10 protein-coding genes and 2 tRNA genes are annotated in these 14,581 nt (G+C 74.3%); 4 read left to right on the forward strand and 8 right to left on the reverse strand.

The window, feature by feature from the left end; all coding sequences use genetic code 11:
- Positions 1 to 28: 28 nt before the first annotated feature.
- Positions 29 to 1,309, reverse strand: coding sequence for a M6 family metalloprotease domain-containing protein (locus tag ACFVQZ_RS14680; protein WP_383622214.1), 1,281 nt, complete (start codon positions 1,307 to 1,309; stop codon positions 29 to 31).
- A 327-nt stretch (positions 1,310 to 1,636) separates the two neighbouring features.
- On the opposite strand from ACFVQZ_RS14680, the gene ACFVQZ_RS14685 reads away from it, so the two are divergent.
- A complete protein-coding gene (locus tag ACFVQZ_RS14685; protein ID WP_030493900.1) occupies positions 1,637 to 3,532 on the forward strand; it encodes an EAL domain-containing protein in 1,896 nt (631 codons plus the stop codon).
- Positions 3,533 to 3,628: 96 nt separating this feature from the next.
- On the opposite strand, the gene ACFVQZ_RS14690 is transcribed toward ACFVQZ_RS14685, so the two are convergent.
- Together ACFVQZ_RS14690 and ACFVQZ_RS14695 are read right to left on the reverse strand one after the other, a co-directional pair.
- Positions 3,629 to 5,323, reverse strand: a complete 1,695-nt coding sequence (locus tag ACFVQZ_RS14690) for a glycosyl hydrolase family 18 protein (RefSeq protein WP_383622217.1) — start codon at positions 5,321 to 5,323, stop codon at positions 3,629 to 3,631.
- A gap of 253 nt (positions 5,324 to 5,576) precedes the next feature.
- Positions 5,577 to 6,680 (reverse strand): LLM class flavin-dependent oxidoreductase, encoded by a 1,104-nt coding sequence (locus ACFVQZ_RS14695; RefSeq protein WP_383622220.1) that lies wholly within the window; start codon positions 6,678 to 6,680, stop codon positions 5,577 to 5,579.
- A gap of 374 nt (positions 6,681 to 7,054) precedes the next feature.
- On the opposite strand from ACFVQZ_RS14695, the gene ACFVQZ_RS14700 reads away from it, so the two are divergent.
- A complete protein-coding gene (locus tag ACFVQZ_RS14700; RefSeq protein ID WP_030493897.1) occupies positions 7,055 to 7,813 on the forward strand; it encodes an IclR family transcriptional regulator C-terminal domain-containing protein in 759 nt (252 codons plus the stop codon).
- A 98-nt stretch (positions 7,814 to 7,911) separates the two neighbouring features.
- Positions 7,912 to 7,985: transfer RNA gene (locus ACFVQZ_RS14705), tRNA-Lys, on the forward strand.
- 66 nt (positions 7,986 to 8,051) lie between these two features.
- Here ACFVQZ_RS14705 and ACFVQZ_RS14710 read toward each other — a convergent pair.
- The 5 genes from ACFVQZ_RS14710 to ACFVQZ_RS14730 all read right to left on the reverse strand — a co-directional run bounded on the left by ACFVQZ_RS14710 (position 8,052) and on the right by ACFVQZ_RS14730 (position 14,316).
- Positions 8,052 to 8,705: a response regulator transcription factor gene (locus ACFVQZ_RS14710; RefSeq protein WP_030493896.1), complete on the reverse strand. Its 654-nt coding sequence runs from the start codon at positions 8,703 to 8,705 to the stop codon at positions 8,052 to 8,054.
- Positions 8,645 to 9,937: a sensor histidine kinase gene (locus tag ACFVQZ_RS14715; RefSeq protein WP_383622225.1), complete on the reverse strand. Its 1,293-nt coding sequence runs from the start codon at positions 9,935 to 9,937 to the stop codon at positions 8,645 to 8,647. The genes ACFVQZ_RS14710 and ACFVQZ_RS14715 overlap by 61 nt, the downstream gene beginning before the upstream one ends.
- Positions 9,938 to 10,119: 182 nt before the next feature.
- The gene (locus tag ACFVQZ_RS14720) at positions 10,120 to 10,710 is read right to left on the reverse strand and encodes a lytic polysaccharide monooxygenase (protein WP_383622228.1); all 591 of its coding nucleotides are present in this window, start codon (positions 10,708 to 10,710) and stop codon (positions 10,120 to 10,122) included.
- A 200-nt stretch (positions 10,711 to 10,910) separates the two neighbouring features.
- Entirely contained in the window at positions 10,911 to 12,911 is a 2,001-nt protein-coding gene (locus ACFVQZ_RS14725) for an SPFH domain-containing protein (protein ID WP_383622230.1), read from the reverse strand.
- A gap of 25 nt (positions 12,912 to 12,936) precedes the next feature.
- A complete protein-coding gene (locus ACFVQZ_RS14730) occupies positions 12,937 to 14,316 on the reverse strand; it encodes a peptidoglycan-binding protein (protein ID WP_383622233.1) in 1,380 nt (459 codons plus the stop codon).
- Positions 14,317 to 14,499: 183 nt separating this feature from the next.
- Between ACFVQZ_RS14730 and ACFVQZ_RS14735 the strand changes: the two genes are divergently transcribed.
- Positions 14,500 to 14,573 (forward strand) — tRNA-Lys (locus ACFVQZ_RS14735).
- The last annotated feature ends 8 nt before the right edge of the window (positions 14,574 to 14,581 follow it).

The raw sequence follows: 14,581 nt of genomic DNA on the forward strand, positions 1-14,581 counted from the left end.
CCGGGGCCTTCTTGCGTCTCCGGACGGCTCACTCGGTGAGCGGCGGGGTGATCTTCACCGTCCACACGCCGGCCTCGCTGCGGTCGGCGACCTCGACGCGCACGTCCGTGCCGGGCACGGTCAGCGTCTCCCCGACCTCCAGCGGCGCGTCCGCGAGCGGCGGGTACACCGAGCGCTCCCAGCAGGCCTCCGTCTCCGGGTGGGCGTCGACGACCTCGACCGGGCCGTCGCCGGAGGACGCGCCGGCCCGCACCCGGTAGACGAGGACGCCCTCCGTGCAGGTGTCGGCGTCGTTGCCGGTGGCGGCGCGGGCCTCGATCGCGAGGACGCTGTCCCGGCCGGTGCGGACGACGGCCAGCCGGGTGGAGCGCGTGGTGGGGGTCGCGGGCGCGGCGGAGACCGGCTCCAGGCCGACCACGCGCGGCTCGCCGCCCTGGACGCAGGTCACCTGGGAGCGGTCGAGCCACCCCAGCTTCCACTTGTGCCAGCCGAAGGGGTCGGGGGCGAGGCCGAACTGGCTGCCCATGACGTCCCAGTCCCCCACGTGGGTGTCCCAGTCGCCCTTGCCGTCGGCGGGCCGCCGGTAGAGGTCGGGCAGGTCGAAGACGTGGCCGGTCTCGTGGGCGAGGACGTTCCGGTCCGGCGGGTGCCGCTCGAAGACCGTGACGACCCGCCGGATCCGCGTGCCGTCGGCCTCCAGCGGGCGCTCCAGGTTGACGACCTTGGTGGCGTCCGAGTCGACGCCGGGCGCGTCCGGGTCGGCGACCAGGTAGACGATGTCGTACCGGGAGAAGTCGACGGAGTCGTCGACGGCGGCGATCGCGTCCCGCAGGTACGCGGCCCGGTTCCCGGCGTCCCAGTCACGCCGTATGTCGTAGCCGGTGGACGGGCGGGGCATCTCCGTCCACGTCGTCCGGGGGTGCGGGCGCAGCGTGAACCGCCCGTAGGAGGCCCGCTGGAAGAACTCGGTGGTGGCCGGGAAGTGGTCGGCGGTCAGCTCCTCCGGGGTGGTCAGCGGGGTCGCGTCCGGGAACGACAGGAAGATCATCACCGCGTCGAGGGAGCGCTCGGGGCGCGGATAGGAGCCGTTCCAGCTGGACAGGCCGAGCGAGTGGTGCGCGGCGGTACGGGGCAGGGCGCAGGGTCCGGGCGAGGGCGCGGCCGCCGCGGGCCCGGCGACCAGGCCGGTGGCCGCCAGCGCGGCGAGCGCGGTGAACGAGGCGGCTCCGGCGCGCAGCCGGGAGCGCTCCACTCCCCCGGGTGGCTGCTGACCCTCCACGTGGACCTCCGGTTCGCGAGTGCGGGACACCTCCACCACCTTGTGATGGTTCGCGGCGTTTCGCATGTTTCCGCTGCCCCGGTCGGGTGAGGGGGCGGGTCCGGAGTGGACGCGAGACGGGCGGACTACGACTCACGGACAGTCACCTTCGGTCATCCTGATGTCGTCGCCCGACAGACTCGTACGGGAACGGTCGCGGGCCGGCGTCCGGTGGCCGGCCTCACACCGGCCGGGGCCCCGCCGGGCCGCTCCGTCGCTGGTACGGCCCCCGGAGCTGGCTCTATGATCGGCACACTTGTCCCAGGCCGACCATCCCGACCACATGTGAACGGCCCCCCTGCACCACGGGAGCGAGCGGTGAGCGGAACCCCCGAAGGACCGGTCCACCCAGAGCCGCCCGGCATCCCGCCGGCCCGCCCGGCACTCACGGAGCGTGAACTCCGCGACTACCGGGCCGCCTTCCGCGCCTCCCGGCTCGCCATGGCCCTCGTGGACCGCGACGGCCTGGTGGTCGCCGCCAACGACTCGCTCGGCGCGCTCCTCGGGACCGAGAGCGCCGCTCTGCGCGAGCAGGCCGCCGCCGACCTCGTCGACCTCGCCGCCGACGGACGCACCTGGCACGCCTACCGCGAGGTGCTGCGCGGCCGGCGCTCCCGCTTCCGCTGCACCCGCCGGCTCAAGCACCCGGACGGGCGCAGGCTGTGGGCCGAGGTGACCGTCGCCCCGGTCCCGGACACCGGCCGGGTGCTGCTCTCCGTCGCGGACATCACCGACCGGCGCGAGCTCCAGGCCCGGCTGCGCCACCTCCAGATGCACGACCCGGTGACCCGGCTGCCCAACCGGGCGCTCTTCTTCGAGCGCCTCTCCGCCGCGCTGGAGACGGCGGCGGCCGAGGGCGCCGACCCGTCCGGCGGGGCGGGCGGACCGCTCGGACCGGCCGCCGCACCGGAGCCGTACCGCGCCCACGGCCCCGCCCGGCCGTACCCGTCGCGCGGGCAGGGCGGGACGGGGCGGATCGGTCTCTGCTACCTGGACCTGGACGGCTTCAAGGCGGTCAACGACACGCTCGGGCACCGGGTCGGCGACCGGCTGCTCGCCGCCGTCGCCGGGCGGCTGACCGAGTGCGCGGACAGCGCCGGCTACACCCGCGGCGGGGGCCATCTGGTGGCCCGGCTCGGCGGCGACGAGTTCGCCGTCCTGGTCGAGGACTCCACCGGCACGGAGCAGCTCGCCGATCTGGCCGGCTCGGTGCTGCGGGCGCTGGAGCGGCCCTTCGACCTCGGCGGGCAGCGGCTGTCGGTGTCCGCGTCGATCGGGGTGGTCGAGCGGGCCGCCGCCGGTGCCACCGCGACCTGTCTGATGCAGGCCGCCGACACCACGCTGTACTGGGCGAAGGCCGACGGCAAGGCCCGGTGGACGCTCTTCGACCCGGAGCGCAACGCCCACCGGATGACCCGGCAGGCGCTCTCCTCGACGCTGCGGCCGGCGGTCGAGCGCGGCGAGTTCGCGCTGGAGTACCAGCCGCTGGTCGACCTGGCGGGCGGTGCGGTGCGCGGGGTGGAGGCGCTGGTGCGCTGGAACCATCCGCAGTTCGGCACGCTGCCGCCGAATCGGTTCGTCGGGATCGCCGAGGAGGACGGTTCGATCGTCGAGCTCGGCCGGTGGGTGCTGCGGACCGCCTGCGAGCAGGCCCGGCGGTGGCAGAAGGACCATCCGCGGGAGCGCCCGCTGTTCGTCAGCGTGAACGTGGCGGTCCGTCAGGTGTGGGACTCCGACCTGGTGGCGGACGTGGCGGGGATCCTCGCCGAGACGGGGCTCGCCCCGCACCTGCTCCAGCTGGAGCTGACCGAGTCCGCGGTGATGGGTTCGGCCGGCCGGCCGCTCCAGGCGCTCCAGGCGCTCAGCGACATGGGGGTGCGGATCGCCATCGACGACTTCGGCACCGGCTACTCGAACCTCGCCTATCTGAGCCGGCTGCCGGTCTCCGTCCTCAAGCTGGACGGCTCCTTCGTGCGCGGTTTCCAGGACGAGGAGCACGCCAACCCGGCGGACGAGCTGATCGTGGAGGCGCTGGTGCAGCTGGCCCACCGGCTCGGTCTCACCGTCACCGCCGAGTGCGTGGAGACGGCCGGGCAGGCGGCGCGGCTGCGGCGGATCGGCTGCGACACCGGGCAGGGCTGGCTGTACTCGCGGGCCGTGGCCCCGGACCGGATCGCCGCGATGCTGGAGGGCACCGCCCGGCCGCGGGTCTGATCCCGGGGGCCTCCCGGCATGGGACTGCCCCCGGCCGGAGGGACATTCCGGGCGGGGGCAGTGGTTCATGCGGGGGTCAGGCGGTGCGGACGGGCCTCAGCAGGCGCCGAGGTCCTGCCACACGCCCCACTCGCCGGTGGTGCCGGGGGCCTCGTTCTGGGTCCACCACTTGGCCTTCCACTTGCGGCCGTTGTGGGAGACCTCGTTGCCCGCGTTGTAGACCGTGCCGGCGACGTACGCCGGGAGCGAGCCGCAGCCGGCCGGAGGCGTCGTCGGCGGAGTGGTCGGCGGGGTCGTGGGCGGGGTCGTCGGAGGCGTGGTGGGCGGGGTGGTCGGCGGGACGGTGGTGCCGCCGAGCGCGGTGTTGATCTGCTTCAGCAGGGTGGCGTTCTCGTCCAGGCCGAGGAGCGAGTACATCATCGCGCCGGCCAGGCCGCGCTGCTTGCCGTAGTTCACGCGCTCCTGGATGGACTTCTGGTTCAGGCCGGTGAAGAACTCGCCGTCCTTGTAGAAGTACGAGGACTTGGCCTGGTCGTCCCAGAAGGTGGTCGCCGCGTTGTCGACGACGCCGCCGAGCTCCTTGTAGTGCGCGATGCCGGCCTGCTGGGAGAGCGGGCGGGCGTTGGAGCCGCCGGTGGCGGTCTGCGCGAGGCCGTTGGTGGTGCCGGCGGGCACGCCCTTCCAGCCGCGGTAGTAGAACTCGTAGCCCAGCGTCAGCTTGTTCGCGGGGAAGCCGCCGGCGATGCCGTAGGCGGGGTTGCCGTCGATCCAGGAGTCGATGGCCGCGTCGATCGAGTACTTCTCCTGGCCCGGCGCGATGACGTCGGTCGGGTCGTTGGAGCCGGAGTACAGCGGGGACTGGTGGTACGTCGGCCCGTCGCCGTCCCAGGCGCCGTGCATGTCGTACGTCATGATGTTCGCGTAGTCGAGGTACGCGCCGATCTTGTCCGTCTCGATGTGCTTGATCTTGTCCTGGCCGGCCGGGAGGGCCGCGGTCAGCAGGTACTTCTTGCCGCCGTTGGCCGCGCCGTACGCGTCGAGCTGCTTGCGGAACTCGGCGAGGAGCAGGGTGAAGTTCTGCTTGTCCTCGGGGCCGTAGTGGTTGCCCAGGTGGCCGCCGGAGGAGCCCGGGTACTCCCAGTCGATGTCGATGCCGTCGAAGATGCCGGCCGCGGTGCCGGGGCCGCCGAAGCCGCCCTCGACCGGGAGGTTGCCCTTGAGGTACTGGTCGATGCAGGAGGAGACGAGCTTCTTGCGGCTCGCGTCCGTCTTGGCCGCGTCGTGGAAGTACTTGGAGTAGGTCCAGCCGCCCAGCGAGATGTTGATCTTCAGGTGGGGGTACTTCGCCTTCAGCTCCTTGAACTGGTTGAAGACGCCCACGATCGGCTGGTCCCACTTGTCGGCGACGCCGTCGACGGAGTCGGCCGCGGAGAAGGACTTCTGGTAGTCGGCGTAGGAGTCGCCCGCGCCGTCGCCCGCGTTCGGGTTGTTGTCGTCACCCGCGGCCTTGTTGGCCATGAAACACGTGAGGTTCGTCGGGTGGATGTTGCCGAACGAGTAGTTGATGACGTCGAGCTGGCTCGCGATGCCCCGCGTGTCGAGGTGCTTCGGGTAGAACGCGTTGCCGTACACGCTCCACTGGTCGTAGTACGCGATGCGGACGCCGCCGGCGGAGGCGGTCGTCGAGGCGTCGGCGGCCTGGGCGGAGCCGAGGCCCGCGGTGGCGGCGAGGGCGCCGGCCGCGAGGGCCGAGCTGAGCAGCGCGGCGATCAAGGACTTACGGGGGTGCACGAGCGTCCTCCGATGGGGGGTACTGGTGGTGCCGTACAGGAGTTGGAGCAGTGATAGCCCCGCCGTGAACAGCGCGTCAATGGTCTGAACCAAAATGAGGACTAGACCAATTCACCGATGAAAGCCCTTGTCAGAGGCGTGCAGCACAAAACACGACCGCCCGCCACCACGCGTGACGAGCGGTTTAAGGTTCGCTTAGGGAAGCCGGCGGAGTGGTTGCGGAAGAAACCACTCCTCCACCGGAATCCGGGATTCAGCCGAGGTCGGGCAACCCGTAGGCGTCCGCGATCAGTTCGTAGCTCCGCAGCCGCGCCGCCCCGCCGTGCACGTTGGCCGTCAGCATCAGCTCGTCCGCGCCGGTCCGCTTCCGCAGCTCGTCCAGGCCCGACCGGACCGCGTCCGGGGTGCCGTACACGACGTTCGCCAGCCAGCCGTCCACGAACTCCCGCTCCGCCGGGGCGAATCCGTACGCCTCCGCCTCCTCCGGCGACGGGATGAGCCCGGGCCGGCCGGTGCGCAGCCGCAGCATCGACAGCGCGCCGGTGAGGACCTGGCGGTGCGCCTCCTTCTCGTCGTCGGCGGCGAGCGCGGCCACGCCGATCAGGGCGTAGGGCGCGTCCAGCACCGCGGAGGGGCGGAAGGAGTCCCGGTAGAGGTCGAGCGCGGGGATCGTGTTGCGGGCCGAGAAGTGGTGGGCGAAGGCGAAGGGCAGGCCGAGGAGGCCGGCGAGCCGGGCGCTGAAGCCGGAGGAGCCGAGCAGCCAGACCGGCGGCCGGCCCTTCGGGCCCTGCACCGGCCCGGGCACGGCGTGGATCCGGGAGTACGGGTGGGCGTCCGGGAAGTCGTCGTCCAGGAACCGGGTCAGCTCCGACAGCTGCTCCGGGAAGTCGTCGGCGCCCTCGTTCAGGGTGTCGGTGCGGCGCAGGGCGGCGGCGGTGGCGCCGTCGGTGCCGGGGGCGCGGCCGAGGCCGAGGTCGATCCGGCCGGGGGCGAGCGCCTCCAGGGTGCCGAACTGCTCGGCGATCACCAGCGGGGCGTGGTTGGGGAGCATCACGCCGCCGGAGCCGAGGCGGATGCGGCGGGTGTGGGCGGCGAGGTGGGCGAGGATCACGGCCGGGGAGGACGAGGCGACGCCGGGCATCGAGTGGTGCTCGGCGACCCAGTGCCGGTGGTAGCCGCGCCGCTCGGCGAGCCGGCTCAGCTCCACGCTGGTGGCGAGCGCCCCGCTCGCGGTGGAGCCGCTGCCGACGGTCACCAGGTCGAGCACGGAGAGCGGCACAGGGGCGGTGCCCAGGGCCTCTCCGCGGATGCCGTGGTCCGCCGTGGCGGCTTCTTCCTGGGGGCCGGTCTCGCTCACCGTCCGGTTCCTTCCTCCGCGGGTACGTCCAAGGGGTGCCCAACAGGGCCGCCTGGGTCCTTATTCCGGGGCGTTCGGGGCGATCCGGGTGACCGGGGTCACATTCCGGCCAGCGGACCGCCTGGTTCCGGGTCCGTTCCGGCGCGGGGAATCCGCGACTCCGTGCGCGCCGAACGCGCGCGCGAGCACCTGTCCGCACGCGCCTGACCTGAGGGTCTTACGGTGGGCGCTGCCTCTGGCATATGCCAGAGTGGTGCGTCCCAGTACAGGGCCCGGATCCCCCGCATGATTCTCGCCAACAGCCGCCCCGTGGACGGCCCTTGGCGGCTATCGTGGTACGGAAGCTTGCGGTCACAACCGGGTAGGGGGAAACCGTGGCGCTGAAGCCCGAGCCCACCGCGCCGTTCCACTCGGTGCAGTACGCCCTGCGCGTCCTCGAGACGGTCTCGCGCCACGGCGGCGGGGTGTCGGACGCCCAGATCGCGCGGGAGGCCGGACTGCCCGTCGCCCACCTGTCGCCGCTGCTCCTCATGCTGCGCCGCGAGGGGTACGTCGAGCAGGTCTCCGACGGCGCGTACGTCATCGGCGACTCGCTCGTCCTCCTCGGCTCCGGCTCCACCCGCCGGGAGGCCCTGGAGGCCAAGCTCCAGGAGACCCTCACCGAGCTGCGCGACTCCGTCGGCGCCGCGGTCTACATCAGCCGGTACATCGACGGCGAGGTGAAGATCACCCAGTTCGCCGACGGCCCGCGCACCCCGAAGGTGCACGAGTGGGTCGACTTCCGCTCGGCGGCCCACGCCAGCGCCGTCGGCAAGTGCCTGCTCACCCAGCTCGACCTCGACGGGCGGCGCGACCACCTCGCCCGGCACAAGATCGCCCGGCTCACCTCCCGGACGATCACCAACGAGAAGGTGCTCTTCTCCAAGCTGGACAGCCAGCCGCCCACCGTCCCGGTCCTCGACCTCCAGGAGTACGCCGTCGGCACGGTCTGCGCCGCGGTCCCGCTGACCGCCGGCGCCTCCGTCGGCTGCCTGGCGCTCTCCCTCCCGATCGAGCACGCGCACCGGCTGCGGTCGGCCGCCGACACGCTGAACCGCCGGGCGGCCCCGGTGGTGCTGTCGCTGGCGATCTGAGGCGCCCGGAGACCCGCACCGCAGGTCCCGGCGGGGTGGCCCCGGCGGGGTGGTCACGAGCACCCGTCGGGACCAGGTAGTATTTTCTCTGTCAGCAGGCGCCGCTAGCTCAGTTGGTTAGAGCAGCTGACTCTTAATCAGCGGGTCCGGGGTTCGAGTCCCTGGCGGCGCACCGACGGAAAGAGGCCCCTCGCGGAAGCGAGGGGCCTCTTTCGTGCACCCGGACGGGCCGGGGCCGTCACGCCTGGAGGTAGGCGAGGACGGCGAGGACCCGCCGGTGGGTGTCCTCGGCCGGCGGCAGGTCCAGCTTGGCGAGGATGTTGCCGATGTGCTTGCCGACGGCGGCCTCGGTGACGACGAGCCGGCGGGCCACCGCGCCGTTCGAGTGCCCCTCCGCGACCAGCGCCAGCACCTCCCGCTCGCGCGGGGTCAGCGCCGCCAGCGGGTCCCGGCGGCGCCGCAGCAGCTGCCGGACGACCTCCGGGTCGACGACCGTGCCGCCCGAGGCGACCCGGTCCAGGGCCTCCACGAACTCCTCCACCTGCCCCACCCGGTCCTTCAGCAGATAGCCGACGCCGGAGCCGTCGCCCGAGTCCAGCAGGTCGGAGGCGTAGTCCCGCTGCACATACTGGCTGAGGACGAGGACCGGCAGGCCGGGCCGCTCGGCGCGCAGCGCGACGGCGGCCCGCAGCCCCTCGTCCTGGAAACCGGGCGGCATCCGCACGTCGGTGACGACGACGTCCGGGCCGTGGGCGGCGACCGCCGCCCGCAGCGCCTCCGCGTCGCCGACGGCGGCCACCACCTCGTGGCCGAAACGGGCCAGCAGCCCGATCAGTCCCTCGCGGAGGAGGACGCCGTCCTCGGCGAGGACGACTCGGAGCGAACGCGGCACGGGATCTCCACTCGTAGGACCGTCGGACCGCCCGGCGGGCTGGTGATCGTCAGTGTGCCACCGAGGACCGCCAGCCGGTCGGCCAGTCCGGTCAGTCCGGAACCCCCGGCCGGGTCCGCGCCACCGCGCCCGTCGTCCTCGACGGCGAGGAGCAGCGTCCGGCCGTCGTGCCGGGCGGTGAGGCGGGCGCGCGAGGCACCGCTGTGCCGGTCCACGTTGGCCAGCGCCTCCCGGCCGGTGAAGTACGCGGCGCTCTCGACGGCGGCCGGCAGCCGCGGCAGCCCGTCCAGGTCGGTGTCGACCAGGACGGCGGTGCGGTCGGCGGCGTCGGCGAGCGCCGGGCCGAGGCCGTAGTCGGCGAGGACCTGCGGATGGATGCCGTGGATCAGCTCCCGCAGCTCCGCCAGCACCTGCCCCGCCTCCTCCTGCGCCTGCGCGAGCCTCGCGGCCAGCGGCCCGTCCGGCGGGGCGTCGAGCCGCGCCAGGCCCAGCGTCATGGTGAGCGCGACGAGCCGGTGCTGGGCGCCGTCGTGCAGGTCCCGCTCGATCCGGCGCCGCTCGGCCTCGAAGGCGTCCACCAGCCGCGCCCGCGACGCGATCACCTCGCCGAGCCCGTCCGGCTCGCCCGTGAGCAGCGCCCGGGCCAGCGCGGCGCGCCCGGCGGCGTACAGGCCGAGGGGGTAGGCCAGCGCGACGAGGAGCAGCGCGCCGGCGGCGGCGCCGGCGAAGGCGCCGGGGTACGAGGTCACCAGCACGCTCTTCAGCAGCTTCACCTCCTCCCCGTCGGCGGCCAGCAGCAGCGGCGCGGCCAGCAGGGTGCCGGGCGCGGCGACGGCGACGGCGAGCACGAGGGCGTCGAGCGGCCACAGGACGGTCGCGAACAGCAGCCCGTACGCCAGCTCCCGCCATGTCGCCCGCTCCCCCGCCCGCGTCCGCACCCACGCCCCCAGTCCGGGCGCGCCGGGCGTCCGGTGCGGGTCGGGGGCGGGCCGTCCGTCGACGAGCCGCAGCCGCGCCCGCTCGGCGCCGCCCAGGGCGACGCCGCCGGACAGCAGCAGCGGGATGCCGGCCAGCAGCACCGAGGCGGTCAGCAGCACGAGGAGCACCACGCAGGCGAGGGCGCCGGCGGCCGCGCCGCTCGCCAGATAGCCGGCCGCCCGCCAGGGCCAGGGGCCGAAGGGATACCGCCGGGGCCGCAGGAGCAGGGCCTGCCGCACGTCACACGCTTCCATGACCGCTCACCGTAGGCGGGCGCGGCGGGCGCGGGCCATGGGGCGGGAGGGTGCGCCGGGGGTAGGGCTGGGCCTACCCCCCTTCCGGACCGGCTGGGGTCGGGGCGGACGTACCGCCCGGGATGCGCACCCGGCAGCGGCGGCCCCGGCGAGGGCCGCCGCGCCGAGCTCCTGGCGTTACGTCAGAACTGGACGTCCGAGCAGGCGTAGAACGCGTTCGCGGTGTCCGCGACCGTCCACACCGCCAGGATCAGGTGCTTGCCGGTCTTGCCCGCCGGGAGGGTCCCGGAGTGCGAGAGCGTCGACGGCGGCTGCTGGCTGTTGTACGGGACGGTGAGGAACGGCTGGGGGTCGAGCTGGGCCCGGGTGAGCTTGGAGGCCGGGTTCCAGCCGTTCTTGGTGATGTAGTAGCGGAAGTCCGTGGTGCGGTGGCGGGCGGTGAACTGCCAGCGGAAGGTGTAGCTCTGACCCGCCGTGACCTTGGTCGCCGGCCAGGTGCCGCCGCGCGGGTCGTCCAGCTGGGCGAACTGGGAGTTGCCGCCGGCGCAGATGGTGCCGTCGGCGGGCCCGGCGGCCGGGAAGCCCTTGAGGCCCTCGACCGACTGCGGCTCCCACTGGATGTTGCCGCAGTTGGTCACCGTGCCGTTGGCGCAGAGCTTCTGGCGGCTGATGGGCGAGTCGGTGTAGCCGTGGCTGTTCGCGGTGCTGGTCGCGAAGAGGGAGGCGGCGGTGACGCCGAGCGCCACCGCGGCCAGCCCTGTCTTTTTGCGCATGCTGTCGCTCCAGGGAGAACGTGGGGGAGTTCTGTGATGCCCGTGGGCCGTGCTGCACGCGTGCGGAGGGAACCGTTCTAGGTCTAGACCAAGTACCACCGTAGGCACGGAAGTTGAACATGTCCATACCAACGGCGAGGGCGGCCGGGAAGACCCGACCGCCCTCGCCGCACCGGAGGGACCGGACGCCGTGACCGGCCTCAGGCACCCTCCCCCGAACCGCCGCGCCCCGTGTAGAACGCCACCGTCAGGTCCTTCACCAGCGCCTTCCGCTCGTAGTCGTCCAGCTCGACCAGACCACGACTGGTCAGCCGGTGGACCACGTCGTCCACCGCGTCCACCACCGACGTCAGCACGCTGTCCCGGTGCTTCGCGTCGATCGCCGCGATCCGCCGCCGGCGCATCGCCGCCGCGACCTCCGGGGCGTACTCGATCCGCGTCGGCTGCGCCGAGAACACGTCCACACCGACCGGCGCGCACTCCGCCGACAGCATCCGCGTCAGCGCCTCGCCGACCGCCTCCGCGTCCCGCAGCGTCGGCGCGTCCTCGTGGAACGCGTCCGCCGGCAGCTGCGACAGCACCCGGGCCATCGCCGCCTCCACCTGCTCCCGCAGGTAGTCCTCGTGGTCGTCCACCCCGAGCGCCGCGCGGACGGTGTCCCGGACCCGCCACACCACCAGGACGGTCACGTCCAGCGCCGTCCCCTTCGCGTCCACCGCCGGCAGCGGCTCGCTGCGCCAGTGCCGCAGCCGCACGTCCACCCGGCGGCGCAGCAGCAGCGGGCTCGCCCAGACCAGACCGGTACGCCGGACCGTGCCGCGGTACTCGCCGAACAGCGTCAGCACCCAGGCGTACCCGACCCGGCCCCGGCCGAGACCGCCCACCGCGAACAGCAGCACCAGCACGCCGAGCGCCAGCAGCGCCCACTGGGCGAGGTGGATCCCGTGGTACGGACGCGGCGGCAGGCCCAGCATCCGCGCGGCCCCGGCGGGCACCACCCCCGCCCACCACAGGACCGCCGCGCTCCCGGCGAGCGCGAACAGCCCGCCGGCGACGCCGACCCAGCCCGGCAGCACCTTCGCCGCGCGCTCCACGAGCGCCGGGTCCGCCGTCGGCGCGGGCCGCGCGGCCCTGGCCGGCGCCGGCTTGGCCGGTCGGGGGATCGCGGCCCTCACCGCCCGGCCGGCGGGCGGCGCCATCGCGACGGTGTCGGGACCGCCGTCGTCGTCGGCGGCGGCGCCGGCCGGGGGCGGGCCGCCACCGTCGCGGAAGAGGAGGTGGACGGGGATCGACCCGGTCGTCTCCGTGCCGATCACGTTCTTCCGGCGCGGCAGCCGCCCCACGGCAGCGACGGGCACCGCGATCGACGCGACCTTCCCGTCCGTGATCCGCCCGAAGTCGAGCACGTCCCGCTCGCCCTTGAACACCCCGACGTCCACGGCCTCCGGCAGGTCGGAGCTGCCGGAGGGGGACGCGGGGGCGGGGGCGGGGGCGGGGGGCGTGTCGGGGGTGGGCTTGACGGGTGCGGGGGCGGGTGCGGGTGTCGGGGCGGGGGTACGCGGCGGGCCGGCCGCCGGGGCCGTGGCGGAACCGCCGGACGCGCCCGGGCGGTTGGGCGCGCCGGAGACCGGCCGGACATGCCCGCCCACCGGGACCGCCGGGACCTTCCGGCGCGCCGCGCCGGCGTCCGGGGTGCCGGGCCGGGCCGGCGCGCCGGTCGCGACCGCGGCCCGGGGCGCCGGCTCCCCCGGCGTGTCGCCGCCGGGCACCGCGGGCGCGGCAGGAGCCGGCGCGGCGGTGGCCGCGGGCTCGGACGGCTCCCGTACGACGGCCGGCGCGGGCTCGGCCGCGGCCGGGGCCGGAGCCGGGGCGGGCGTGGCAAGGGCCCGTGCAGCGGGGGGCGCGGGCTCGGACGGCGCCGGTGCGGCGGCCGGCGCGGCCGGGGCGAGGGCCGGGGCGGGCGCGGGTGCGGCAAGGGCCCGCGCGGCGGCCGGTGTGGGCTCGGCGGGGGACGGGGCCGGGGTGGGGGCGGAAGGCGGGGGTTCGGCGGCGGTGGGGGTGGGGGTGGTGCCGGGGGGCACGGTGACGGGGGGTGGCGGGGTCGGCCGGCGCGGGAGGGTGCCGTCGGTGAGGCGGCGGGCCGTTCTCGCCGCGTCGCGCGAGGCCGCCGCGCCGGAGTCGTTCGGGGTCGCTGCCGTCATTCGGGGTCCACCTCTTGTCTCGGGGTCATCGGAACAATCGCCTCCAGGTCTCCGGGCCCGGGTAGCCGTCGGCCGCCGCGCCGCGCCAGCCCTGCGCCCGCTGGAACGCCTCGACGTTGCGGCGGTCCGCCTCCGTCCAGCGCGGACCGGGTCCCGACACGTAGTGCTTGCCGAAGCCCCGCTTCACGAGTTGTTTGCCCAGCTTCTCCACATATGCGTTGGATTGGCCCGGACGGAAGGAGCCACGCCCGGGGAACCCGTTCGCATCTGCGCTCGAACCGCCCGAACCACTCGAACCGCCGATGCTCCGGCCGCCGCCCGAGACGAGGAGCCGCCAGGTGTGCGGGCCCGGCAGGCCGTCCGCCTCCTTGCCCGTCCAGCCCTGCGCGCGCTGGAACGCCCGGGTCGCTTGGCGGTCGGCCTCGCCCCACCGGGGGCCGGGCCCCTGGGCGTAGAACTGCTTGCCGCCGCGCGCGACCAGCATCTGCCCGAGCCGCGTCACGTGCGCGTTGTTCGCGCCGGGACCGAACATCGCCCCGCCGGGGTACGCCGTCCCGGAGGGCGCCGTCGAGCCGCCGCCCCCGGCGCCGGTGCCGCCGCCGGTCAGGCCCTTGTAGCGGTAGGCGACGTACCGGTCGGAGTTCTCCCAGTACGCCAGCGGCGTGGCCTGCTTCCGGGTGCGCGGCTTGGTCTGCTCGTAGGCGACGTACGAGGTGTGGGTGTGGTCCGTCCAGCCGCCGAAGATCGTCACGTGCGAGCCGCGGGTCGGGTCGGCCGGGTTGTGGAAGAGCAGGATGTCGCCGGGCTGGAGTGCGGAGCGGTCGATGCGGACGGCGAAGCGGTCGAGGCTGCCGGTCCATTCGTTGCTGCGCAGGTTCCAGGCCATGGAGATGTAGCCCGAGCAGTCCTGGCGGTAGCCGTCGGACCAGTACTTCTCCATCGAGTACGGCACCTGGGCCGCCACCCATGTCTTGGCCCGGTTGATGATCTCCGTGCGGGTCGTCGTCCGCAGCGTCTCCACCGAGATCTGACTGGTCGTCGGGACGGCTCCGGGGGTGGGGCCGCCCTGGGCGGCCGGCGGGCCGTGCAGCGGGGCCCGGCCGCCCTGCGGGGTGTCGTGGTCCCGCGCGGCGCCGGCCGGACCGGCCGGGGTGACGGGGGTCACCGCGTCCGCCGGGGTCACGGGGGTCGCCGGGGCGGCCACCGCGACGGCGCCCCCGCTCCCGCCGCCCAGCACCGCGCCCGCGGCGGTCACCAGGACCAGGGCGCGGCGGGCGCCGTGCGCCGCCGGATGGCCTCCCGCGCGGACCGGCAGGCCCAGCGCGAGGTCGCGCCGCTGCCGGGCGCAGCCCGGGCAGCCACAGTCGGGCGCGGGTTCGATTTCCTCGAAGACCGGCACGCTCATGCGATCCCCTCCACACTCGTCAAGATCTTTCTGGGCCTCTTTTCGGGCGCCAGTTTCTCAACTGTCTGGACAAATCGCATTTTGACGGATCAACGGCCTGATACGACCATCCGACAGGCCGGAGACGGTCGCTGTTGGTCAGGAGCACCCCTGGAGGTCGGGTAGAGTTATCTCTGTCAGCAGGCGCCGCTAGCTCAGTTGGTTAGAGCAGCTGACTCTTAATCAGCGGGTCCGGGGTTCGAGTCCCTGGCGGCGCACCGACGGA

Source organism: Streptomyces sp. NPDC057854 (assembly GCF_042797055.1).
Lineage (GTDB): Bacteria > Actinomycetota > Actinomycetes > Streptomycetales > Streptomycetaceae > Streptomyces.